The following is a 25,675-nucleotide window of genomic DNA, read 5'->3' as shown; positions in this document are numbered from 1 at the left end:
AAAATAATTACCAATTCCCTAAATTTGTTGCTTAAATTTTTAGCACATGTTACAAGTACCTTTTATTAGAGAAAACAAAGATTTGGTTATTAGTCGTTTGGAAAAAAGAAACATCGACGCCACAAGCATGATTAACGACGTTATTGAGCTAGATGAAGATCGTAAACGCTTACAAACGGAGTTAGATAACACGCTAGCCGAATCGAACGCACTTTCTAAAGAAATAGGAAACTTGTATAAAACAGGACAAGCTCAAAAAGCGAATGTTTTAAAAGAAAAAACAAGTGAGTTAAAAGAAGCTTCAAAAGAATTTAATGATGCGCTAAATGCTACAGTGGAATCTTTAAATCAATTATTATATAAAATTCCTAATGTACCGAATGAAACCGTACCTAAAGGAAGTACAGAGGATGATAACGAAGAGATTTTTAAAGAAGGCGATATTCCTGTATTACACGATGGTGCTCTGCCACATTGGGAGCTTGCTAAAAAATACGATATTATAGATTTTGAGCTTGGTAATAAAATTACAGGCGCAGGATTTCCTGTTTATAAAGGTAAAGGTGCACGATTACAACGTGCTTTAATCGCTTATTTTTTAGATAAAAATACAGCTGCAGGCTATACCGAATACCAATTACCACTTTTAGTAAATGAAGCATCTGGTTTTGGAACTGGTCAATTGCCAGATAAAGAGGGACAAATGTATCACGTAGGTGAGGATAATTTATATTTGATTCCTACGGCTGAAGTTCCTGGAACTAATATTTTTAGAGATACTATTGTTGATGAAAGTGAATTACCAATTGGTATTACCGGTTATACACCATGTTTTAGACGCGAAGCGGGTAGTTACGGCGCCCATGTTCGTGGTTTAAATCGTTTACATCAATTTGATAAAGTTGAAATTTTACGTGTAGAACACCCAACACAATCTTACAAGGCGTTAGATGGTATGGTGGAACATGTAAAAGGTATTCTTCAAGAATTAAAATTACCATACAGAATTTTAAGACTTTGTGGTGGTGATTTAGGGTTTACTTCAGCTTTAACTTTCGATTTCGAATTGTTTTCTACAGCTCAAGACCGTTGGTTAGAAATTAGTTCTGTATCTAATTTTGAAACTTTTCAGGCGAACCGATTAAAACTTCGATTTAAAAATGCTGAAGGTAAAAATGAATTAGCCCATACATTGAACGGGAGTTCTTTAGCTTTGCCGAGAGTTCTTGCTGGTATTTTAGAAAACTATCAAACGGAAGAAGGTATTGTAATCCCAGAAGTACTTCAATCTTATACAGGGTTTAAAATTATTAATTAAAATAGTTTTAATTTCTTTTTTATAAGTTTTTTCTTGCTTTTTTAATTTATTTTATCGACGAAATACATAAAATTTATGTTTTCGTGTAGATATTTGGTGGTTTTCTTTGCTTTTTCAGGAATATTCTTGAATTTAGCATAACCAATCTACCAAAACCTATTTCCATGAAAAATTTTAAACGCGTCTTATTACTTGCAGTGCTAGTTTTTATTGCTAGTCAGGTTTTGTTTTCAGATTTTGAAATAATAAAACCGGAAAACAAAATTGCAGTAATACTAAATAAGTAGATCTTTAATTTTTCCACTATTAAAATTAATCACACCAAACAGCATGTGGATCATGTTGAACTTGTCCCCAATTAAATATGATCTAGTTTTTGACTTAGCGATACGTTAATATAGAACTTTATTTTTGGTTGGTTATGCCCGAATTTTATTCGGGCATTTTCATTGCTCTAATCTTAAACTCCTTTTATATACTAGCTTTTACATATTTGTATGGTTTTTGTATAGGTCTGTTTATCTGATAAATATATCTTTTATCAAATCATTTTTATAATATAGCCGAACCATTGTTTTTAAAATAAGAAAGACAACAACTAAAACTAAAGCTATCATTATAACTAAAAACCTCATATTAGGGCTAATTCTATCATGTTTTGTTATTACTAAATCGCAGGCCCAACTTGGCTTTTGTAACGGTAATTCTGGCGATCCTATTTTTGTAGAATCTTTTGGCACGGGAACTTCTAATAATTCACTACCTTCTGGTGTAACAACATATAATTATGCTAATGGTTTTCCTGGTGATGGTTTTTATACCGTACGTAATGGTACCATTGGTAATGGTTTCGATTGGCATCAAATAGAAGATCATACCCTATCAGATTCCAATGGGAAATGTTTAATTGTAAATGCCGCGACCGATCCAGGTGAATTTTATAAAACCACTATTACAGGGCTTTGTGAAAATACAACATATGAGTTTTCTGCATGGTTAATAAATTTGGTGAAGGCTAATAGTTTTTGCTCAACCCAAACAGGAGGAACCATACCAATTAATGTGAGTTTTGAAATATGGGATGCTACAGATACTAATTTGTTAGCTAGTGGTGTTACAGGTGCTATAACGGAAACATCCAGTCCAAAATGGGAGGAATATGGATTAGTTTTTGAAACGCTTTCTTCGCAAAATACGGTTATTTTAAAAATAATAAATAATGGAGTTGGTGGCTGCGGAAATGATTTAGCTATTGATGATATTGAATTTAAATCTTGTGGTGATAACGTTATAACCACAGGAACATCAACAAGTAATTCTGTAAGTTTATGTAGCACGGAAACACCTTATAATACAACATTAACAGCCACACCAGATTTTTCAGTTTACAAGACTCATTTTTATCAATGGCAAGTAAGCTTTGATGGTGTTATTTGGAATGATATTGCTGGAGAAACAAATGCATCTCTTTCTGTTTCTATTTCAATGACTAGTGTTTATCGCGCAAAAATAGCACAGGTCGCTATTAATTTAAATAATCCACAATGTGTTTCGTTTTCTACTGAATATCAAGCTACGGTAACAACTATAGCTGCTGCGCCTAGTTTAGAATGTTGGCAAACGGCAACTGTAAATACTTCTACTTGTAGTTGGGATATAACAGGAACACAGCCAACTCAGCCTACGATAGACTGTTGGGAAATTGCTACTTTTAATACAACCACATGTTCTTGGGATGTGACAGGAACTCAAGCCATAGCGCCAACAACAGCTTGTTTCGAAACCGCAACATTTAATAATGTAACCTGCGTTTGGGATATTACGGGTACACAACCTACTCAGCCTGCGATAGACTGTTGGGAAACAGCTACCTTTAATACAACCACATGTTCTTGGGATGTTATAGGAACTCAAGCGACATTACCAATAACAGCTTGTTACGAAACTGCAACATTTAATAATACAACTTGTGTTTGGGATATCACGGGAACACAGCCAGCTCAACCTACGATAGACTGTTGGGAAACTGCTGCTTTTAATACAACCACATGTTCTTGGGATGTGATAGGTGCGCAAGCCATAGTACCAACGACAGCTTGTTACGAAACAGCAACGTTTAATAATGTAACCTGTGTTTGGGATATTACTGGTACACAACCTATTCAGCCTGTTTTAAACTGTTGGGAAACTGCTACTTTTAATACAGCAACTTGTTCTTGGGATCTTTCGGGTGATCAACCCGGATTAACTTTTGAGAATGAACTTGAATTATGCGATTCGGAAACTTTAATTTTAGAACCCGAAACAGGCATTGCTAATCCATTATATCTTTGGAATACGGGTGAAACAACAGAAACCATTTCGATTACTTTATCAGGAAGTTATTCTGTTGAAATTACGGGAAGTACTTGTAATTATGAGACAAGAATATTTAATGTGTCAGTTGCGGAAATACCAATCATTGATTCTGTAACATCTGATGGAAATGATATTGTTATTTCAACTGAAAACTCTGGTAATTTTTTATATTCTATTAATGGGAATATTTTTCAACCTAATTCTATGTTTTATAATATTGAAGGCGGACGTTATACCATTTATGTAAAATCTCAAAACTGTTCGGATATTGTTAGTCAGGAATACCTGCATTTTTATATTCCTAAATTTTTCACCCCTAATAATGATGCTGTTAATGATAGCTTCCGTTTATCTGGTATTGAAGCGTATGGTAAATCGCAAGTATCTATTTTTGATCGTTACGGTAAATTATTGAAATTCAGTAGAAATGGCTCTTTTGATTGGGACGGTACTTTTAAAAATAGACATGTTCCTACCGGAGATTATTGGTATGTGGTAATAATAGATGGGCAAAAACTTACGGGGCATTTCACTTTAAAACGTTAGTTAAAAAACCTCAATACTAATCGGTATTGAGGTTTTCCTATTTAATCTATTGGTGTAAGTTTTTTTAATTATTTAATTATCATTTTTTTGATAATTTTTGAATGATCTGTTTCAATTGTAAAAATATAAATACCTAAAGCTAGATTAGCAGGTAAAGTTATATTTTTATCAGAAGAATTAATCGCTTCATTCAATACCTTTTGTCCTAAAATATTAGTTCCTATTATGTTTTCAATTGAAAAATTATCAGGATTAGTAATCTGTATAGCGGCATTAGAAGTATTATAATATACACCAACAACATTTTCTAATAAATTATTATCAGAAATACTTAAAGTACTTGATGGTTTAGCAAAAACAATTTCGAACCGATTTGAAGTTACTCCTTTTTCTACAGTTGTCGTGAAGCTAGTGTTTTCAATTAAATCGTGATAGGTATCTGTTAAATTATCTTTTATGTATAATTCAAAATCTTCGGTTGGATAATTTAATTCGGCTAAAGTAATTTCAATTTCACCTGCGGTTTTTGCTTTTATAGAAAGAGGTAATTTAGTTTCTGTATTTGGTTCATCAATACCTTGGATAACAAAGTTATTATCGTCAATTTCCCAATACATATCTTCCACATTGTCCTCAGTTAAAGGAGCGTCATAACCTCTATCGATTTCCATAGTTGCATTCTCGTCTATGGTTGTTAATATTTGGCGTGTATACCCGTTAGGCGAATTATAGTTTAAGCGTAATTTGGTTCGTAAATCATCTAGGCTAGTATCTATTGCTACTATTTTAGCTTTTCCAGCTGTTCCTTTCATAAATAAAGAATTGGTGGCACTAGCTTCGGTAACAAAAACACGTTGATCATTATTAAAACTTGTGTTTCCCGATGCAGTAGCAGTTACAAAGAATCCTTGGCCCACGGCGATATATCGAGTAGGAACTTTTGTTGATATACCAGTTTGACTAACATCTGCGTTTGGAGTAGCTTTTGTTGCTATTGCAGGAACTCCACCAGAGTAGTTGTATGTACCATAGCCGCCTTCGTATTCTCTTAGTATATGTGAACCGCCTCCGTAATGTTCCCAAAAATATAGAGTACCATCTAAATGAGGATTATCATTTAAAAATTTTATACCATCAATAGCAGATGGATATGGGTTTCCAACTAAGTAATCGTTTCCTGCATCTGTTTTTAAAAGTATTTCTCCATTATTTGGAGTGCCTTGAAACACGTAGTTCTTATCTGTAGAAATAGATCCTGTTCCTGGTCCTTTCATTGTATACCCTTCTCCAACTTTTATTTCTCCAGTACTTTTTACCTGTTGCCAATGAGCATAACTATCACTTGGGCTATTTGCAAATTTCCAAATCCAATAGTTTGCAATTTCTATTGGGCTAGATGTATTATTACCATTATAACCAGAAACGAATGAAATAGGTTTTGGAGTTAGAGGATCTTCACCATCTTTTAAAACGGTTGCTACGGTATATGTTTCGTTACCATTTATATCAACATCTGGATTAGTAGTATGTATAGGGGATGACCAAGCATTATAAGTATATAAATTTTCTGTGCCTTGTTGGTCTTTTTCTATAGATCCAGTTGCAACCAAAACACTATTTTCTGTTTGAATTAGCTGAGATTCACCTTCTAAATCGATAAGTCCAGCTAGGTTTAAGTACCAAGAGTTGTTAAGTTCAACATCACTTTGTATTGATAATTCAACACCAGCATCAACTATTAAACCAGCTGTTGCATGTCTAGTTGCGGTTGTTAGACTGTGTTTAACATGTACTATAGACCAATCTTGATTGGTTGCTTCAGCGTCAATATCCCAAACATCACCGTGTAACCATGTATTTGTTGAACTCCAAGATCCTACAGCTTTAGTTTCATAAGGTAATGGAGCGGTTTGAAAGTAAATGTTTTTGATGTTATGTAGCCTTGCACCCGTGCCAACATCGATAGTTAATGTTGTGGCATCATCCACAATATCATCTTTAAAAGTATCCATTTTAAAATACCTAACTAGAGATGTGTTAAATGTGTTTGCGGCATCAATATCTAAAGGAACTATGGCGCCTTGATTAAAATTAGTATCACTCAATTCTTGATAAACCATTCTTTGGAATGAAGTTTCACTTAAAGCTTCGTTGAATAAACGTACTTCATCTATTTCTCCTTCAAAATAGCGGGTGTCTGTATTTGGTGTTCTTCCTATGGTAAAGTTAGAGGTATCTGTAAATAAACTATTCGCAACAGAGACTACAGGAAGAGGATCGCCATTAACATAAACTATGAACTCTCCATCCGTACTACTATAAGTTGCTCCAACATGAACCCAAATACCTTCGGGTAAAGCAGTACTACCTTCTCTAGTATCACTGTTAGCCTCAACTTTAATACGACCACCATTGGTTATCATAATATTAAAACTATTTTGGCCAACAACAACGCGATCACCGGTTGCTCCTGGTTCAATTTTAATCCATGCCATAAGGGTAGCATTTGCCCAACCATTTATTACGTTAGCATCTTCTACATAATCATTACGTCCATCAAAGAAAAGAGTGTGGCTATCGCTTAAGTCTCTTGGTGAACCAAAGACGTTATTATCTGTATCGAAAGCATCTAGGATTCCGTCGTTATCATAATCATCAGATCCATCAATAACACCATCGTTATCTGCATCTAGATATGCATAAATTTGTGTGGTATCTATATCACTACCGTTAGTAGTATTATTTGGAGCATCGTTACTATCTATATCTAAATAGTTTGGTACACCATCACCATCCGAATCTAAAGGAGTGTTATAAGTAAGCGTTCCGTGATCTGTGCCATCCGAATCATTGTCATTATCATCTGCTATTGATAAAATACCATCACCATCTTGATCATCGGTATCAATACCAGATATAGCATCTTGATAATCTGAGCCATCACCGGTACCATTACCATTGACATCTATATCACCAAAACCATTATATTCAACAGCATCAAAAACACCGTCATTATCACTATCTAGATCAAGGTAATCTGGTACACCATCACCATCGGAATCTAAAATTGTTATAGTTTCGTATGCATCATGCATTCCGTTCCCGTTAGCATCTACCCAAGGGTTTGTTGTGTCATTATAAACAGTGGAATCAAAGTTGTCATCTATTAAACCTAGCTCTACAACGTTTGGTATACCATCATTATCATTATCTAAATCTATAATATCCGCAACACCATCTCTATCTAAATCGCAAAGTGTTTGCGTTACAAAAATATCATCAATTGCCAAGTCGTTTCCGTTACCTCCTAGATTAGCATTACTTAATACTACAGTAAATTGAGAAACGGTACTAACAAAACTTGCAGATACTTTTACCCAATCTCCATCAGGGTTTGAGGCACTTGTTGGAGGAATCTCTCCTGATGTATCTGTGGCAATTACATTACCAAGGTTGTCATAAATAGTTATAACTACTTCTGGTTTTTCTCGACCACCTACACCAGGTGCGTTATCGCGATCTAAATTAATAGCATAAAACCCAAACTGAATTGGCACACCTGTGGTAACTCCTGTTATATCTTGACTATAAAAAGTACCAGGGTCTGTTGCTGCATTAAAAATAGCCATTCTACCATTTGTATCTCCTGTTGTATGGTCACCTCCTGAATACCAATAATCTTCTGCCCAATCAGAAAGATCCACATTTATACCTTCTGTTACTCCGTTATTATTAGTAACCGAATGATATACTGTATAATCTCCGTCATTTACACTTGTTGGATTATAGGTTGCTGGACATGAGCCATTACCATCTTCCCAGCAATAGGTGGTTGTTGCTCCTGCATAATTGCCATTAATTTGAATTCTATCGTTTCCTGCTCCAAAAGTTTCATTTAAAAAGACAACTCCTGTTGTTGAGGCATTAGAATTACTATTACAAATAGAACTCTCATAACTATCTGTTAATCCATCGTTATCATCATCTATATCAATGTTATCCGGTACACCGTCACCATCAGTATCTGGGAAGGTTTGCGCACCTTCGCCTTCTAGGGTGAAATTAAATGGGTTTTCATCTACATCATTAGAAAGAATAGAAACAACTCCTATATACGCCCCTATTACATCTGGATCAAAATCAATTGTAAATGTTGTAGATTCCCCTGATGTTAATGTTGTTAATACTGGTTGTGTAGCTACTGTAAAAGCAGTAGAACCAGATACACTAACATAAGGTGCTTGTAATACTAAATCTGCGATACCTGTATTTTCTATAACATATGTTCTTGTTACTGCGCCAGAATTAACATCATAAATACCAAAATCTGTATAATTATCTGTACTTGTCATTGTTGCCCCAGAAACTATACCTAAACCGTTACCATACACATCAATCTCTTGCGCTGTAGCGTCACTTTTAATATCTACTATATAATCTTCAAACTCTTCAGGTTGCCCATCTGTATTTCCACACGGTTTAGATGCATCCCAATAACGTCTTGCACCAATACGCATCAATGTTTTTCCTAAACCTGCTGTGGATGGAATAGTTATAGAGCCTAGATTAAATGTGTTATCTGTACTTGATAAGGATTGGTCTTCACCACTAGATGAGGGATTTGCACTTGCAGAACTCCAAACTTCTTCTGCTATTGTAATATTTCCATCTCTATTTAAATCAATATATACTGTCCAACCAGATCTGTTCTCTGAAGCCATTTGGTTTGAAACAGAAAGCTCTATTGGATAAGTTGATCCTCTCGTTAAATCTGCACTTTGCGTTTCAATATAATTCCCATAACCACCATCATCTCCAGAAGAATTATTAATCATTGTAGTTTCTCCCGGTAAATACACATTAGTTATATAATGCGTCCCATTAGAATTACTTGTTGGAACACAAGCATTAAAACCGACAAAAACACTAACTATACCCGTTTCGCACTGTGAAAATTGATTACACAAATCATATGTAAAACTATCTGATCCTACAAAATCACTATTTGGTATGTATTGAAACACGCCATCTGATTCTTCAGTTACAATTCCATTAGAAGCAACTGTAGACAAGCTATAATTATCAGTATCACCTCCTGCTGTTCCAATATAATCATTACTAGCTACATTAACTTGATTAGCCGTTCCAGCGGCACTACCCACTAAAACATCCAAATTATCATCAGCTACGACTGGTGTTATTGATACTTGATTAATATTTAAAGTATAATCTTCAACATCTCCTCTATAAGTATTTGTAAAATCGCAACCATCTAGGGAAATGATAGCTCCATCTGAACCCCCGCCACAGTTTGAACAATAGGAAACTTGGATTCGTACTTTAGAAGTTCCAGAATTAGCAGTTGGGTCTATTGTAAAAGAACCGGTTTTTGGATTTGATGTATTAAAATCTTCAAAGTAGACTTCTGTGTATGTGCCATTGTTATCGTAATCTATCCAAATACTAATAGCGCTATTGTCCCATGGGATATTACTATTTACAGAAAAATCATAGGTATTACCCACAGTAACATCAGCAGATTGGCTCGTGTAATCCGTATAACTCGTATTTATGTTAGAGTTGTTAATTTCTGTAGAGGAATTATCACCTTCTATAGTAACCTTTGAAATATAATGTCCGTTCCAGTCAACTAGGTCGTTGCCTCCTAGATTGTTAATATCATAAGAGCACTGAGCATCAACAGCATTAAAAGCAAACAAACACAATAAGGTTGCTAATATGTTTTTTAATACACTTCGTAGGTAAGAGTATATTTTGTTCATAAGTAGGTGATTTTGTTGAGAGAAAAATATGTTGATTTTTAGGGGCTTGTGGAGTTATTTTTATCTGTGTCCACAAAACACATTTTTTGATTATCTTAATTCTTGTACAAATTTACTTTAATTGATAACTCTGTTAATAAGTTTTCGGTGAATGGTATTTGTCTTTAAAATATTTTAAGCAAGAATAGGCTATAAGGACTTAAATTGAGAATTAATCCGTTGTAGTGATTAAAACATAAGTCAAAAGGTTATAGGTTAACGGTAATGCTACATTTTTGCTCGTTTCCAAGCTCATCTATAACAGTAATAATATGCTTACCAACGGTAGGAATAATAGCCATTTCATGGATGTTTTTTGTAGAGCCAATAAACCGTTCGTCTATCGACCAATAGACAATTCGTTCCGGTTTTGAGTGTGCTATTTTTAGGATAAGCTCGTTAGTTTTTCCGTCAAAATCTTTAGGAAGAAAAATAGTATTGTTTTCTTTAGGGTAAATAAACTCGATAGAAGCTGCTTGTTTGCCTAAACAATCGGGCTTAAATTTGGGTAATGGTTTGTAAAATGGATTTTTAGTTTTGTAATAATAACCCATTAATGGTGGTAATACAAACCACGATTTATGGATAATGTTACTCAAATCTTCGCAGGAGGAATTCACTTGAAAGTTTTCCGTTTTATCCAAATGAATTAAAACATGATAAGGGCAAGGTTTAGTTTTTAAACCCGATAGTTGAATAAATTTTTCTTCCGTGTCATCGCAATTTTGTGAGGTGCGGTGACCGCTTTGTTTGCAAATGGTTACTTTTTTCATTTCATCAAAAGGTTCTGAGAACCAATTGCTATTTGGTAAAGTTTCGAAAACATCGAACATTATTGGCGCTGCTGTTTGCACACCAACCAGTCCTGGCCGGCCTTCGCCATCTGCATTGCCAACCCAAACACCCACAACATAATCTTTAGTAGAGCCAATAGCCCAAGCATCTCGAAAACCGAAACTGGTACCTGTTTTCCAAGCAATTTGTTTAGACCCATCAAAAAACTCCCAACTTTCATCGCTTTCTGGACGATTAACTTCCTTTAAACTTTTGTATGTTAAGTAAGTGGAAGCGGCATCAAATAGGGTTTTATCCGTTGTTTTCTTTCCAAAGTTTACTTTATATGATGCTAAAAAAGAGGGTTCGCAAAATTCATTTGAAAAATAGGTGCTCGAATTTTCAGAGAAATGATTTAAAGTAGAAGATAGAGCGGCGTAATTTTTACATAAATCCCAAAGGTTACTTTCGGCACCACCAAGAATAAGTGATAAACCGTAATGGTTGGCATTGTATTTTAAATCTTTAAGTTTTAGAAATTTTAAATATTGATAAAACCTGTCTAGACCAAATTCCTGTAACATTCTCACGGCTGGTACATTTAAAGATCTAGATAATGCTCGACTTGCAGGCACGGCACCATCGTAAGTTTTATTGTAATTTTCAGGGTTATAACTGCCGTATTGTGTAGGTACATCTGCAACCAAGGTATTGGGTAATAAATCGCCAGCATCCAACATGGCAGCATATAAAAAGGGTTTTAAAATACTGCCTGTACTACGTGGTTTATCAATAATGTCAACATCTTTTTGATGGGCTTTATCGGTTGGTGTATTACCAACATAGGCTAAAACTTTTCTGGTTTTAACATCTAAAACTAAAACAGCTGCGTTGTAAATCTCATTCTGACTTAATTTATTATAATGGTTTTTTACAATGTAGTTTACATGGTTTTGTAATTTAATATCAATTGTAGTTTGTACGCGCTGTCCAGATTGTTTTAACGCTACTTTTTGTAATAGATGAGGTGCTGTTTGCGGTAATCTATAGGGTTTTTGTGGTAAGCCTTCGGCAACAGATAACTCGTAAGTAAGGGTGTCTATTTTAGCGCTTTCTAAAAGTTTTTTTAGTAATCTATCGCGCTTTATTAATAGCCGCTCTTGGTTTTTTCCTGGGTAAATTAAGCTTGGTGCGTTCGGCAAAACAGCCAAGGTTGCACTTTCTGCCCAAGAGAGGTTGTTGGAGTTTCTATTAAAATAACGCCATGATGCCGCATCGAGACCAACTACATTTCCCCCGAAAGGGGCATTACTCACATAATGCGTTAAAATTTTATTTTTAGAAGCCGAAAGTTCTAACCGTGTTGCTAGAATAATTTCAATAAATTTCTCGAAATAAGTCCTTTTTTGTCCTTTCCGCGCTAAGCGAATAACTTGTTGTGTAATGGTACTTCCGCCACGTCTTATACCGCCAGATTTTAAATTTTCTTTTAAAGCTTTAAATATTGAAAAGGGATTAAAACCAGGATGTTTATAAAAATATTCATCTTCAAACTGAACAATACAAGTTTTGAATTTATCGGGAATAGAATCGTTATGCGGGAATCGCCATTGTCCGTCTTTTGCAATTTGTGCGCCAAGTAATTCGTTATTAGAACTTGTGATTACCGTGGCTGTTGGATCTTTAAATAAGGGCTTTGGTAAGCAAAAATAATAGGAAACTAAAAGTAATGTAGCAATTGCCGATTTTACTTTATTCTTTTTTATGTAGTTTATTAGGGTCATCACTTAAATTATATACTCTAAGCCTTCTTGTTTAGATGTGAATTCGCATAATTTTAGGATGAATTAATGAAAGCTGTATTCACGTTCTACCTTGCAAATTTTTACATTGTACCAGCTATACCAATTTTTTTTCCTTTTTGTTGGGCTTCTATACGGTCGGTTTGTGCTTTCCAATTTTTTATAGCTTCTAGGCTTTTCCAGTAACTTACGGTAATACCAATTTGGTTTCTAGCACTTTCGATACCTAAAAAGCCATCTTGTTTTTTAGCTAAGGCTTCCATTTTTTCGGCCATAGCGTTGTAGCCTTCGGTGTCTTCGTTTAAAGTTGATGTAAAAATAACCGAATAATAAGGTAAATGGTTCATTATAGGAAGATTTAGTTAATTGGAGCGCTTTTTTTTACTAATATAGCTATTCGTATTATTTAAAATACGAAGCATAAAGAAAAATAGTAAAGTCATTAAAAAAGAAACTCTAATATTATTTATTTTTTTACTCGTTGTAAAAGCCCAAGCACAATTGGGGTTTTGTAGCGGTAATTCTGGCGATCCTATTTTTACTGAAACGTTTGGGGTAGGTACAAATAATGTGCCATTACCAGCAGGAACAACAACATACAGTTTTGCTAGTGTAAAGCCGTTTGATGGGTTTTATACCATTTCTAATAGAACAAATTGGTTTGGTTGGCACGATATACCCGATCATACTGCGGGCGATACCAACGGGCGAAGTTTAGTGGTTAATGCCGATTATACTTCTGGCGAATTTTATAGAACGGCTATTAGTGGTTTGTGTGAAAACACAACTTATGAGTTTTCGTCTTGGATGGTAAATTTATTACCCGCCAACCATAGTTGCGGTATAGGCATTCCAATTAATGTGAAGTTTGAAATTTGGGATAATACCGATACGCAATTATTAGCAAGTGGTAATACTGGAGACATTTATGGTACTTCAAGCGCAGATTGGAGGCAATATGCGTTGGTTTTTCAATCGGAGCCTGGGCAAACATCTATTATTTTAAAAATGTTGAATAATGGTATTGGTGGTTGTGGAAATGATTTAGCGATAGACGATATTGTTTTTAAAACCTGCGGAGATACCGTTATTATTGAAGATGTTTTAAACGAAATACATATTGATGTTTGTGAAGATAACTTGCCGTTTTCAACCGAATTAACCGTGACACCTGATTTTGTTATTTTCTCAAGTCATTTTTATCAATGGCAAGAAAGTAATGATGGTGTAAACTGGATAGATATTATTGGTGAGAATGCTGAAAAATATACTACACCACCGCTTAATAACACTACATTTTATAGAGTTAAAGTTGCTGAAGACGTTGTTAATTTAACCAATAATTCTTGTAATTCTACTTCCGATATTTTTGAAGTGCGAGTTATTCCACAACCCAATGCACCAGCGAGTAATGGAGATGTTTTGGTTTGCGAGAACGATACTACGCCGTTAAGCGTAACGGTGCCTTCGGGAGTTGTTGTAAATTGGTATAGTGCTGCAATTGGCGGAACTTTACTCCAAGCGAATAGCACAACTTATAATGCCACAACAAATGGGTTGTATTACGCTGAAGCGGAAACTGTAAACGGAAATTGTATTTCTAATACGCGAACTGAAGTGAGTATTACATTTTTTGAAATTCCTGAAGTTGAAGATGAAACATTGGAGTTTTGCGAAAATGAAAGTATAGAACTTCATGCCGACACCAATATTTTTACTGCAACTTATTTATGGAGTACTGGTGAAACCACTGAGGTTATAAATGTAGATCAAGCCGGAATTTATACTGTAGAAGTTGCAAATGAAAGTTGTGCTGTAACAAAAATAATAACGCTTTCGCAGATAGATTTACCAATTATTGCATCTGTCGAGTCTGTTGGTAAAAGTATTGTAATTACTACGGAGAACAAAGGTGATTTTTTATATTCTATTACCGGAAATATATTTCAGCCAAATAATATTTTTACAAATATTGAAGGCGGTAATTATACTATTTATATGAAACAACAGAATTGCGACGAGATCGTTTCCATGCAATTCATTCATTTTTTTATTCCTAAGTTTTTTACACCAAATGGAGATGGCGCAAATGATAGCTTTGCTTTAAAAGGAATAGAATATTATCAATCTACGCAAGTTTCTATTTTTAATCGTTATGGAAAGCTTTTGAAGTTTTCTGAAAATGCACCGTTTTTATGGGATGGATTATTTGCTGGAGAACTTTTAGAAACAGACGATTATTGGTATGTTATTATCATTAACGGTCAGCAGTTTACAGGACACTTTACTTTAAAGCGTTAAAAAACATTCTAATTATTTAGGGTCTTCAATCTCGTAAGTTTTTAACTCAAGTTGTTCACCATCAAAAACGCCGTAGGTGAAATATTGAATCCAATCGCCAAGATTTAGATAATCTGAATTTTGGCCAAGATTGATTTCCATTGGTAAGTGGCGGTGTCCAAAAACAAAATAATCACGATGTTTATTAACTAGCTTTTTTTTTGCATATTGCACGAGCCATTCGTTTTCTTCTCCTAAAAATTTGGCATCGTCGTCGCCCGAAATAAGTTTGTTTTTTACTGATAAGTATTGCGCTATGCTTACTCCAATATCTGGATGTACCCAGCGAAACAACCACTTAAAAACAGGATTGGTAAAAACTTTTTTCATGCGCTTATAGCCTTTGTCGTACGGGCCTAGACCGTCGCCATGACCAATAAAAAATATTTTATTATTGAACGTGAATTCTTTTGGTTTGTGGTAAACGGGTATGTTAAGTTCTTCTTCAAAATAACCATTCATCCAAAGATCGTGGTTACCCACAAAATAATGAATTGGTATTCCAGAATCCGATATTTCGGCAAGTTTTCCTAATGTTCTAGTGAAACCTTTTGGTACTACGGTTTTGTATTCGAACCAAAAATCGAATAAATCACCAACTAGAAATATAACTGCGGCGTCTTGTTTTATTTCGTCTAACCAAGCTACGAATTTTTTTTCGCGCGGAAAGGAAGCGTCTTTTGTTGGTGCTCCTAAATGGTTATCTGAGGCGAAATATATTTTTTTTCCTTTTGGAATTTGCATGCTGTAAATATAACTTTTTTAGGCGAAAAAAACCGATGTTTGCGTTTTTGGAATTGGTCTTTGTAAACTAGTATGTTAGATCTTGAACGGTGTATTTAAGTCCCTTAATAAAGAAGGAAGCGCATAGTGAATATTTATACTCATAAGTTGCTTAATTTAAAACAGGAACTAACGAATAAAGCTAGACCACTTGTGGTAACTCTCAAATTATTTTTCATGATTTTAGTCAAAAAGAGCTCTTAGTTCCGAGGCTTCGCTAGGTTTTATTTTTCCAGCTAGTAGTAAACTTAATTGTTTACGGCGTAATGCGGCATCATAACGTTCTATTTCGAGTTCGGTTTCTGGGTGTATTTCTGGCACAGGAATTGGACGACCAGTTTCATCTACGGCTACAAAAGTGTAAATAGCTTCGTTGGCTTTGGCACGGTCGCCAGATTCGCGATCTTCGATCCAAACATCTAGAAAAACTTCCATTGAGGTTTTAAAGGCACGAGATACCTTAGCCTCTACAGTTACTACACTGCCAAGTGGCACGGCACGGTTAAAAGCTACATTGTTTACAGTGGCGGTAACCACAATGCGACGCGAGTGGCGGCGAGCTGCAATACTGGCTGCACGATCCATTCGTGCTAATAATTCGCCTCCAAATAAATTATTTAGAGGATTGGTTTCACTAGGTAAAACCAAATCTGTCATTATGGTTCTAGATTGTTCGGGTGTTTTTGCTTGCATCAAAAATAATTAGGTTTAAGATGTGGCGAAGTTAACAATTATGGCAGTAATAGAACGGGGGTTTTGTGAAAACTACTAATCGAGTTTTTTAACAAGTAACCAAGCGTCCTTATTATGCGAAGCTTTTATAGTGTTTAAAGCTTTGCGAGCTTCTAAGCGGGTTTCATAACTAGCATAGACAACTTGGTGTAATCCGTATTTATTTGTACCAATTTTTCGAGCGCTAAAACCATCGGCTTTGAGTTGTGCTACTGTTTTGTCGCAATTTTCTTCTACTCTAAAAGCACCTGCTACAATATGGAAATTACCGGTTTGTTTAGTAATATTAAGGGTAATTGCTGGTAATGGGTTTAGATTAAAGGTAGCTTGTTGTATTTTAGTATCTAACTGTTTTTCGGCTTCTTGTTGTGCCAATTGGTTATGTGTTTCTATTTGATTCACATAAAAATTAGAGGCCACTAAACCGCCAAGTGTCAAGGCTACAACTGCTATGGCTGCGTATTTTAAATAGGATCTGCTTTTACGTTTTTCTGCTGTAACCGCAATTGGTATTACTTTTTCTATACGTTCGGCTTCTACTTTGTAAACCTCACGTGTTACTGCTGGAGACTCGAATTGAGATAATCCAAAAGCATCGGTTAAATAGTTTAATTGGTAAGATGGCTCGAATATAATTTTGCCCTCGTTGCTAAAAACAATATCACCTATATTTTTAAAGGTTAATATTTGGCCTTCTGTTAAACTCTCTTTTAAAGTTTTAACGTGTGTTGCAATTTTTTTATTAGCAACTTCGAAAGATATTTTTTCTACGTCGGCAATATAATGCGCCAATAAACCATCGTTTTTTTGAATTTGCTCGTTAAAAGACAAAACTTTTTTAGGAGGAAAAAACGCGTTTGTATTTTCGTTTATAGTCGCAGATACAGATTGTGTTAAAAACGAACCCAACTCAGGGATGGTAACACATTCATATCTATATAGTAAGTCGCTTATGTAAGTATCTAGTTGCATAAACACAAAGTTAGAAAATTATAGTTTTCGATAAAATTTATCGCGATGTTTTTATTAACAGATTAAAAATTCTTTTATTGTAGGTTGAAATTAAGCATTTTACAATGATAGAAAATAATTTACTTTACGCTTTAGCCTTACAACATGTACCCAATATTGGAGATATTACAGCAAAACGATTAATTTCTCATTGTGGCTCTCCCGAAGCAGTTTTAAAAGAGAAAAGACAAAATTTACTTAAAATTGATGGTGTTGGTAACGTTATTTTAGAGGGTTTGTTTAAACCTCATCATTTAAAAGAAGCAGAAAAAGAGATGCGTTTTATTGAAGAAAATAATATTAAGGTGTCTTATTTTGAAGATGAAGATTATCCTGAAAAGCTAAAACATTGTATTGATGGACCTATTTTATTGTTTCAATCTGGGCATGTTAACTTAAAAAAGCAGAGGCTTATTAGTATTGTTGGCGCTCGAAAAATTACCACAAGTGGTATTGCCTTTTGTGAAAAATTAGTAGAAACGCTTAAACCTTATAATCCTGTAATTATTTCTGGCTTTGCTTACGGCGCAGATATTACAGCACATAAAGCAGCTATGAAACATGGTTTGCAAACTGTAGCTTGTTTGGCGCATGGGCTCAATCAAATTTATCCAAAAGTGCATAAAAAGTATATGGTAGATATGGAGAAAAATGGTGGGTTTTTTACCGACTTTTGGAGCACCGATAATTTTGATAGAAACAATTTTTTAAAACGAAACAGAGTAATTGCGGGTTTAAGCGAAGCTACAATTGTTATAGAATCGGCTGAAAAAGGTGGGAGTTTGGTAACTGCTGATATTGCAAATTCTTATAATCGTGATATATTTGCTGTACCAGGCCGCACCACTGATAGCCAAAGTGTAGGTTGTAATAATTTAATAAAGCAACAACGTGCACATATGCTCACCACGCCTTTAGATGTGCCTTATATTTTAAATTGGCAATTGGAAGATGCTCAAAAGCCTGCTATACAAAAACAATTATTTGTAGAGTTGGACGCCACCGAAAAGGTGATTTACAATTATTTAAAAGAAAACGAAAAACAGCAGCTAGATATTATTGCTATTAGTTGTAATTTGCCTATTTTTAAAGTAGCTAGCATTTTATTAACCATGGAGTTAAAAGGTGTTGTACGACCATTACCAGGTAAGTTGTTTGAGATTCTTTAAAGTATAAAATCTTGATTTAATTACCTCAGGCTTAATAATAATTTCTAAATCAAGATCGAGTGCATCTTATTTCATTAAAAAACACAAATGCTTCAAGTTAATAATATTTCTTTTTCATATAATAAAACCGAGATTTTAAAAAACATTTCTTTTTCTGTAAGAGCAGGAGAGCAGCTTTCTATTATAGGTGAAAGCGGCTCCGGAAAAAGCACCCTTTTAAAATTGCTTTATGGGGAGTTCGATTTAAACGCTGGTCATATTTTTTGGGGAGATACAGAAATACTTGGACCAAAATATAATCTTGTTGTGGGGTATGATTTTATGAAATACGTTGCTCAAGAATTCGATTTAATGCCTTTTACATCGGTTGCTGAAAATATTGGTGCGTTTCTTTCTAATTTTTATCCCGAAGAAAAACAAGAACGCACCAAAGAATTACTTGAAGTTGTAGAGCTTACTGAGTTTGCTAATGTAAAAGTAAAAACATTAAGTGGTGGACAAAAACAGCGGGTAGCACTGGCACGAGCTTTGGCAAAGGAACCCGAAATTATGTTGCTTGATGAACCTTTTAGCCATATTGATAATTTTAAAAAACAATCCTTACGCCGTAATGTTTTTAAGTATTTAAAATTGAAAAACATTGCATGTATTGTGGCTACACACGATAAAGAAGATGTGTTGGGTTTTGCAGATAGAATGCTCATTTTAAATAATCATGAAGTTGAAGTTGAAGGCACACCAGAAGATCTTTTTAAAAATCCTGAAACCCCTTTAATTGCTTCGTTTTTTGGTGAGTTTAATGAGATTGATAATCAGATTATTTATGCACATCAACTTAATGTAGTGCAAGATTCTAAATTAAAAGCTATTATTAAACGAGTGTATTTTAAAGGACATTATTATTTAATTGAAGCAGATTTGAACGGAGAATTAGTGTTTTTTGAACACGAAAGCCTTCTTAAAATTGATTCAGAAGTTTGTCTTTATTATTAAAAAATTTAAACAAAAAAAGAATGAAGATTATGGGGGCAATCTTCACTCCTTTTTATAGTAAATAGGTTTAAACTCAGAGGAGGTTACATAATAGATTTGTGTTAATTTCAACTTTCTTCTTCCCCAACTTCTTCGCCTTGGGTAGTTACAGAACCTGTACTTGAATTACCGTAAACAGGTGTTTCATTTCTTAAAATATCTAAAACTCTAGCGAAATTAGAAGATGTCATGTATGGTGTTTCTTCTCTTTTTCCTTTGAATGTTGTAAAATAGAATTTACCGAGGTCAATTTTTGGATCCCAAAGAGCTTGGTAACCTTTTAATTTTGTCCAACCTGTGGTTCCTTGTGCATAATGTGGCATAACTTTTAGTTTAATGGATTAATAATATTGTAAAATTATATTAATTCTATACCTATTAAGTAAGGAGATTACCCCATAATGAAAGGGTGATTTTCCTGATTTTAAAGAAAAAATAAAAAAACAAAGTAAATGATGAAGAGGTTACAACTTTAATTCAATTTATTTATTTTTGGGTTCGCCTAGATAAGGGCTGTTATTGTTACATTGTTCATTACGAAGAAACTTTAGAAATGAAAACTATAAAAAATATTATTTTCGATTTAGGTGGTGTTATTCTGAATTTAAACGTTCCTAAAGCCATAGCCGAATTGGAAACTATCGGGATAACTGATATTGTTAATAAAACAGGACATCATTATGAGTATTCTTTTTTTTATGATTTTGAAATAGGAAAAATTTCTGAAGACGAGTATCTTGAAGCTTTATTCAATTTATCTAATGAAACACCAAGTTACGAGCAGATTAGAACGGCTTGGAATGCCATGATTTTAGATATACCAAAAGAGCGCATTGCATATATAGAAAGCTTGAGAAGTAAATACAATGTTTATCTTTTAAGTAATACGAATGCCATTCATCAGAAAAAGTTTTTAGATGAATATGAAGCGGCAAACGGTTCTAAGTTTAATGATTTATTTAAAAAAGCCTATTATTCTCATGAAGTAGGGATTAGAAAACCCGATGAAAATATTTTTAGTTTTGTTTTAAATGATAGTAAATTAAATGCTGAAGAATCTATATTTATTGATGATTCTATTGATAATATAAAGGCTGCGGAAAGCTTAGGAATACAAACATTTTATATAAAAGATTATAATTTGTTATCTGGTTTTGCCACTCAAATACTATAAGACAGATTTAATTTTAAAATTTTGATTTCTAAACTTAATAGAGTCCTCAACTGTTTTTCCCATTAGCAACTGCCCAATAGGTGTGTTTGGTGAAATGGCATAGAATTTTTGGTTGTTGTATGTTAATTCACCAGAGCTAATAGCAATATAGTAATTGGCTTGCGAAGTATAAATAATACTACCTAAACCTATAGTTTGTGATGTTTTTGATACATCAATTTTGGAAAGAGCTATTTTTATTTTGTTTATTTCAGCGAGTTGATTACCTGCTTTTTCACGTTCTAATTGCAACATTGCGCGACCTGTTTCGTGTTTGTCTCCAGCACTACTTTTGGTTTCTGAAGTTAAAGATTCCTGAATTTCGTTTATAGTATTTTGTATGGTCTGGAACCTAGAATCTATAGATTCTAAACATATCTTGAATAGTTTTTGCTTAATTTCTATAGATTGTTTCATTTGTTGTTTTGTGTTCAAGGCGACTAAAATAGTGTATTTTTAATTGGGGTGATTAGGATTGTATTGATTAATGAAGAAGATTGATTTTCTTAATTTACGGTGTTTTGTTTTAAAGCCGAGTTCGCGTTAGGGATTGATGCGGCATACTTTTTTGTGCTTTATAAGAAATAAAATATTGGTGTTTAGAACTTCGCAACTTGAATAATTCTTTTTTGGGAGCTGAGACAGGTTTTGCGCAAATAAAGATATAGCGGAAAGCCCGACCCTTGTGGTAACGCCCAAATTATTTTTATAGAATGGGTTTAAACCAAAAAAACTCCGAAAATGATTTCCGGAGTTTTTAATTATTTATTCTTCAACTTGTTTTTTTAATACAAAATCTTCCATGAATTTGGTGGTATAATTACCTGCCAAATAATCTGGATGATCCATTAATTGTCTATGGAACGGAATAGTTGTTTTGATGCCTTCGATAACGAATTCATCTAGCGCACGTTTCATTTTACTAATGGCTTCTTCCCTAGTTTGCGCAGTTGTTATTAACTTTGCAATCATAGAATCGTAGTTTGGAGGTATAGAGTAACCTGCGTATACGTGAGTGTCTAAACGAACGCCGTGACCTCCTGGCGCATGTAATGTAGTTATTAGTCCTGGAGATGGTCTAAAGTTGTTAAATGGATCCTCGGCATTAATACGGCATTCTATAGAGTGTAATTTTGGCGTGTAGTTTTTACCTGAAATTGGCACACCTGCAGCTACTAAAATTTGCTCGCGTATTAAGTCGAAATCTATTACTTGTTCTGTAATTGGGTGTTCTACTTGGATACGAGTATTCATTTCCATGAAGTAGAAGTTACGATTCTTATCAACTAAGAATTCAATGGTTCCAGCGCCTTCGTATTTAATATATTCGGCTGCTTTTACAGCGGCATCTCCCATTTTTTTACGTAGAGCAGTCGTCATGAATGGGGACGGTACTTCTTCTGTTAATTTTTGGTGACGACGTTGGATTGAGCAATCTCTTTCTGATAAATGACATGCTTTACCGTTCGAGTCACCTACGATTTGAATTTCAATATGGCGCGGCTCTAAGATAAGTTTTTCCATGTACATATCGTCGTCTCCAAAAGCAGCTTTAGATTCTTGTCTTGCAGAATCCCATGCGTCTTTTAAATCTTCTGGTTTAAAAACACCTCTCATACCTTTACCACCACCACCGGCAGAGGCTTTAAGCATTACAGGGTAACCGGTTTCATCGGCAATACGTATGCAATCTTCAAAGGTTTCTATAACCCCATCACTTCCAGGTACACAAGGTACTCCGGCAGCTTTCATGGTTTCTTTAGCGTTTGCTTTATCTCCCATACGGTCGATCATCTCTGGAGATGCACCAATAAATTTGATACCATGTTCTTCACAGATTTTAGAAAACTTAGCGTTTTCTGATAAAAAACCATATCCTGGGTGAATGGCATCTGCGTTTGTAATTTCTGCCGCAGATATTATATTCGACATTTTTAAGTAAGATTCGCTACTTGCTGCTGGGCCAATACATACGGCTTCGTCGGCAAATTTTACGTGCAAACTTTCGGCATCGGCAGTTGAGTAAACCGCAACCGTTTTTATGCCCATTTCTTTACAGGTTCTAATAACACGTAGTGCTATTTCACCTCTATTGGCTATTAATATTTTTTTAAACATATCTTTTTAAGAGTTTAAGAGTTTATGGTTTATGAGAATATAAGTTTATCACTTAGTGTTAAACTTTAGACTTTAAACTTTAAACTTCAAATTAAGATGGATCTACCAAGAATAAAGGTTGGTCGAATTCTACTGGTGAAGAATCGTCCACTAATATTTTTACGACTTTTCCTGAAATTTCAGATTCGATTTCGTTGAAAAGTTTCATGGCTTCTATAATACAAAGTACGTCACCTTCTGCAATAGTTTGACCTACTTCAACAAATAAAGGTTTATCTGGTGATGGTTTTCTATAGAACGTACCAATAATTGGTGATTTAATAGTAATATATTTTGAATCTTCGTCGGCAGGTGCTGCAGCTACTGGTGCTACTGCTTCTGTATTTACGGGTACTGCTGCTTGTTGCGCTATTTGTGGCATTTGGTGAGCTGCAGGGACTTGGTGTACGATAGTTGTATCGGACTCTGAGCCTGTTCTAATGGTGATTTTAATATCGTCCATTTCTAATTTAACCTCGCTTGCTCCAGATTTTGCAACAAATTTAATTAAGTTTTGAATCTCTTTTATATCCATAATTTTGGTTTTTTAGGTTGGTAGTTACTTTGTGTTATAAGCCCATTTTAAATAAATAGATCCCCAGTTAAATCCACCTCCAAAGGCAGCGAAAATAACGTTATCTCCTTTTTTAAGTTGGGATTCGTAATCGTTTATAAGTAAAGGGAGTGTTGCAGATGTTGTGTTTCCGTATTTTTCTATGTTTATCATTACCTTTTCTGTTGGTAAATCCATACGGTTTGCTGTTGCATCAATAATACGTTTGTTTGCTTGGTGCGCAGCTAACCAATCTACAGTGTCTTTAGTTAAGTTGTTACGTTTTAATATTTTTTCAGCAGCATCGGCCATATTAAAAACAGCATTTTTAAAGACGGTTCTACCTTCTTGAAAAGCATATTGCCCACCTTGATCTAATATTTCGTGAGTTAAGGCATGAGATGATCCACCGTAAGTGGCTTGTAAAAAATCACGACCTGTTCCGTCACTTCTTAAATATTCATCTTGTAAGCCTAGATTTTCTTCATTAGGTTCGAAAAGAACTGCTCCGGCTCCATCTCCAAAAATAATGCAAGTGGCTCTATCTTTATAATTAATAATTGAAGACATTTTATCCGCTCCAATCAACAATACATTTTTATAACGGCCAGATTCAATATAACTAGCAGCAACAGACATTCCGAATAAAAAACTAGAACATGCCGCGTCCATATCAAAAGAAAAAGCATTTATAGCACCAATTTCTGATGCTGTAAATGATGCTGTTGAAGCAGCTTTCATATCTGGAGTTGCTGTAGCAACAATAACAAGTTCTATATCTTTTGGGTCAATACCTTTTTTGTTTATTAGGTCTTGAGCGGCTTTTATTGCTAGGTACGATGTACCCTTACCATCGTCTTTAAGAATACGGCGTTCTTTAATTCCTGTTCTAGAAGTAATCCATTCATCATTTGTATCAACCATCGTTTCAAGGATCTGATTGGTTAATACGTATTCCGGTACATAAGCACCAACAGCTGTAATTGCTGCAGAGATTTTACTCATAACTTTTTAGTTGGTTTGACTGAAAAATCATTAAAATTGAACAAAAACGATCAAAATTGTTTTAAAAACCACTAAACCGAGCGGAATTTTACGCAATTTACGTTTTTTTGCTATTCGAAAAGTAATTTCATAAAAAAAACACTCATAAATGAGTGTTTTATTATATGCATGCATAATGTTATGCTACGTTTTCTACTTCTGAGTTGTCAATTAATATTTGACCTCTATAGTATAATTTACCTTCATGCCAATGTGCTCTGTGGTATAAATGCGGCTCACCTGTTGTTGGGCAAGTAGCAATCTGTGGCGCAGTTGCTTTGTAATGTGTTCTTCTTTTATCTCTTCTTGTTTTCGAGATTTTTCTTTTAGGATGTGCCATTTTATATGTTTATTTATCCGTTAATAATTTCTTTAATGTATTCCAGCGAGGATCTATATCATCCTCGTTTTGTTCGTTTTTTTCTTTAAGCCCAGGGCTTAATTGTTCTAATTTATCAAGTATGTCGGAATCTAATGTTCCATCTTCTACACCTGGATGAATACGTTTTATTGGAACAGATAATACAATTAGTTCATAAATGTATTGATCAATGCTAACTTCGTAAGTACCGTGAGGTAGTATTAGAATATCAACGTTTTCATCGTTATATTCATCACCGAAATTAACCACCAAATGAAAATCGTTTTCAATCGATTGGTCGTAAGGTTCGTTTGTTAAATCGCAATTTACGTTAACAGAACCTGAGATTTTAAAATCTAACTCTAGCAATGTGGCCTTTTTTTCTAAGATCACATCTGCTTTAACGTTTACATTGTTAAAATCTTCATACTCAAAATGTTCAAAGAACGCTTGTTTAATATCAAACTTAAATTGATGTTTGCCGATCTTTAACCCTACAAATGGAATTGTAAACTCTTTTAATGGCTTCATTATCACTTCTAATTTGAGCCTGCAAATATATAAATTTTTATTTACGTGGCGTTACTTATGAACTTTTTTTTGTTTATATCTTTCTTTTAAAGAAAGATATATCGTGTTTATGGCAGAAAACACCTATTA

General features: G+C 34.4%; 18 protein-coding genes and 1 pseudogene. 6 read left to right on the top strand and 13 right to left on the bottom strand.

Annotated features, from left to right (window positions below; translation table 11 throughout):
* Positions 1–46 precede the first annotated feature (46 nt).
* A complete protein-coding gene (serS, locus tag M4I23_RS01540; RefSeq protein WP_158846223.1) occupies positions 47–1,318 on the top strand; it encodes a serine--tRNA ligase in 1,272 nt (423 codons plus the stop codon).
* Between the two features lie 1,008 nt (positions 1,319–2,326).
* Positions 2,327–4,222 (top strand): T9SS type B sorting domain-containing protein, encoded by a 1,896-nt coding sequence (locus M4I23_RS19850; RefSeq protein WP_249753193.1) that lies wholly within the window; start codon positions 2,327–2,329, stop codon positions 4,220–4,222.
* A gap of 68 nt (positions 4,223–4,290) precedes the next feature.
* On the opposite strand, the gene M4I23_RS01530 is transcribed toward M4I23_RS19850, so the two are convergent.
* The 3 genes and pseudogenes from M4I23_RS01530 to M4I23_RS01520 all read right to left on the bottom strand — a co-directional run bounded on the left by M4I23_RS01530 (position 4,291) and on the right by M4I23_RS01520 (position 12,967).
* On the bottom strand, positions 4,291–10,005 hold the full coding sequence (locus M4I23_RS01530; protein ID WP_249753192.1) for a LamG-like jellyroll fold domain-containing protein: 5,715 nt from the start codon (positions 10,003–10,005) through the stop codon (positions 4,291–4,293).
* A 248-nt stretch (positions 10,006–10,253) separates the two neighbouring features.
* Positions 10,254–12,602, bottom strand: a complete 2,349-nt coding sequence (gene pbpC, locus M4I23_RS01525; RefSeq protein WP_249753191.1) for a penicillin-binding protein 1C — start codon at positions 12,600–12,602, stop codon at positions 10,254–10,256.
* A gap of 63 nt (positions 12,603–12,665) precedes the next feature.
* Positions 12,666–12,967, bottom strand: a pseudogene (locus M4I23_RS01520) (antibiotic biosynthesis monooxygenase).
* A 154-nt stretch (positions 12,968–13,121) separates the two neighbouring features.
* Here M4I23_RS01520 and M4I23_RS01515 point away from each other — a divergent pair.
* On the top strand, positions 13,122–14,921 hold the full coding sequence (locus M4I23_RS01515) for a T9SS type B sorting domain-containing protein (RefSeq protein WP_249753190.1): 1,800 nt from the start codon (positions 13,122–13,124) through the stop codon (positions 14,919–14,921).
* A 12-nt stretch (positions 14,922–14,933) separates the two neighbouring features.
* On the opposite strand, the gene M4I23_RS01510 is transcribed toward M4I23_RS01515, so the two are convergent.
* From M4I23_RS01510 to M4I23_RS01500, 3 genes are all read right to left on the bottom strand, one after another.
* Complete coding sequence (locus M4I23_RS01510; RefSeq protein WP_158846204.1) at positions 14,934–15,704, bottom strand: UDP-2,3-diacylglucosamine diphosphatase; 771 nt, start codon at positions 15,702–15,704, stop codon at positions 14,934–14,936.
* A gap of 222 nt (positions 15,705–15,926) precedes the next feature.
* Complete coding sequence (locus M4I23_RS01505) at positions 15,927–16,436, bottom strand: acyl-CoA thioesterase (protein ID WP_249753592.1); 510 nt, start codon at positions 16,434–16,436, stop codon at positions 15,927–15,929.
* A 75-nt stretch (positions 16,437–16,511) separates the two neighbouring features.
* Entirely contained in the window at positions 16,512–17,447 is a 936-nt protein-coding gene (locus tag M4I23_RS01500) for an SPOR domain-containing protein (protein WP_158846200.1), read from the bottom strand.
* A gap of 104 nt (positions 17,448–17,551) precedes the next feature.
* Here M4I23_RS01500 and dprA point away from each other — a divergent pair, with 104 nt between their 5' ends.
* Positions 17,552–18,655 carry a DNA-processing protein DprA gene (gene dprA, locus M4I23_RS01495; protein ID WP_158846198.1) on the top strand — a complete coding sequence of 368 codons (1,104 nt, stop codon included), beginning with the start codon at positions 17,552–17,554 and terminating at the stop codon, positions 18,653–18,655.
* A gap of 87 nt (positions 18,656–18,742) precedes the next feature.
* Entirely contained in the window at positions 18,743–19,648 is a 906-nt protein-coding gene (locus M4I23_RS01490) for an ABC transporter ATP-binding protein (protein ID WP_158846196.1), read from the top strand.
* A gap of 107 nt (positions 19,649–19,755) precedes the next feature.
* Here M4I23_RS01490 and M4I23_RS01485 read toward each other — a convergent pair whose 3' ends face one another.
* On the bottom strand, positions 19,756–20,010 hold the full coding sequence (locus M4I23_RS01485) for a hypothetical protein (RefSeq protein WP_158846194.1): 255 nt from the start codon (positions 20,008–20,010) through the stop codon (positions 19,756–19,758).
* Positions 20,011–20,240: 230 nt separating this feature from the next.
* On the opposite strand from M4I23_RS01485, the gene M4I23_RS01480 reads away from it, so the two are divergent.
* Positions 20,241–20,861, top strand: a complete 621-nt coding sequence (locus tag M4I23_RS01480) for an HAD family phosphatase (protein ID WP_249753189.1) — start codon at positions 20,241–20,243, stop codon at positions 20,859–20,861.
* Here the strand turns inward: M4I23_RS01480 and M4I23_RS01475 are convergent.
* From M4I23_RS01475 to M4I23_RS01450, 6 genes are all read right to left on the bottom strand, one after another.
* The gene (locus tag M4I23_RS01475; protein WP_158851605.1) at positions 20,856–21,305 is read right to left on the bottom strand and encodes a 3-oxoacyl-ACP synthase; all 450 of its coding nucleotides are present in this window, start codon (positions 21,303–21,305) and stop codon (positions 20,856–20,858) included. The genes M4I23_RS01480 and M4I23_RS01475 overlap by 6 nt on opposite strands.
* Positions 21,306–21,665: 360 nt before the next feature.
* Entirely contained in the window at positions 21,666–23,018 is a 1,353-nt protein-coding gene (gene accC / locus M4I23_RS01470; RefSeq protein WP_158846190.1) for an acetyl-CoA carboxylase biotin carboxylase subunit, read from the bottom strand.
* A gap of 91 nt (positions 23,019–23,109) precedes the next feature.
* Positions 23,110–23,592 (bottom strand): acetyl-CoA carboxylase biotin carboxyl carrier protein, encoded by a 483-nt coding sequence (gene accB, locus M4I23_RS01465; protein ID WP_249753188.1) that lies wholly within the window; start codon positions 23,590–23,592, stop codon positions 23,110–23,112.
* Positions 23,593–23,616: 24 nt separating this feature from the next.
* Positions 23,617–24,615 carry a beta-ketoacyl-ACP synthase III gene (locus M4I23_RS01460; RefSeq protein ID WP_158846188.1) on the bottom strand — a complete coding sequence of 333 codons (999 nt, stop codon included), beginning with the start codon at positions 24,613–24,615 and terminating at the stop codon, positions 23,617–23,619.
* A gap of 178 nt (positions 24,616–24,793) precedes the next feature.
* Positions 24,794–24,994: a 50S ribosomal protein L32 gene (rpmF, locus tag M4I23_RS01455; RefSeq protein ID WP_158846187.1), complete on the bottom strand. Its 201-nt coding sequence runs from the start codon at positions 24,992–24,994 to the stop codon at positions 24,794–24,796.
* A gap of 9 nt (positions 24,995–25,003) precedes the next feature.
* Positions 25,004–25,546 carry a DUF177 domain-containing protein gene (locus M4I23_RS01450; RefSeq protein WP_158846186.1) on the bottom strand — a complete coding sequence of 181 codons (543 nt, stop codon included), beginning with the start codon at positions 25,544–25,546 and terminating at the stop codon, positions 25,004–25,006.
* Between the last annotated feature and the right edge of the window lie 129 nt (positions 25,547–25,675).

Source organism: Algibacter sp. L4_22 (genome assembly GCF_023473045.1).
Taxonomy (GTDB): Bacteria; Bacteroidota; Bacteroidia; order Flavobacteriales; family Flavobacteriaceae; genus Algibacter.
Note: the sequence above shows the minus strand (reverse complement) of the source record. Positions and strands in the feature narration are given on the sequence as shown.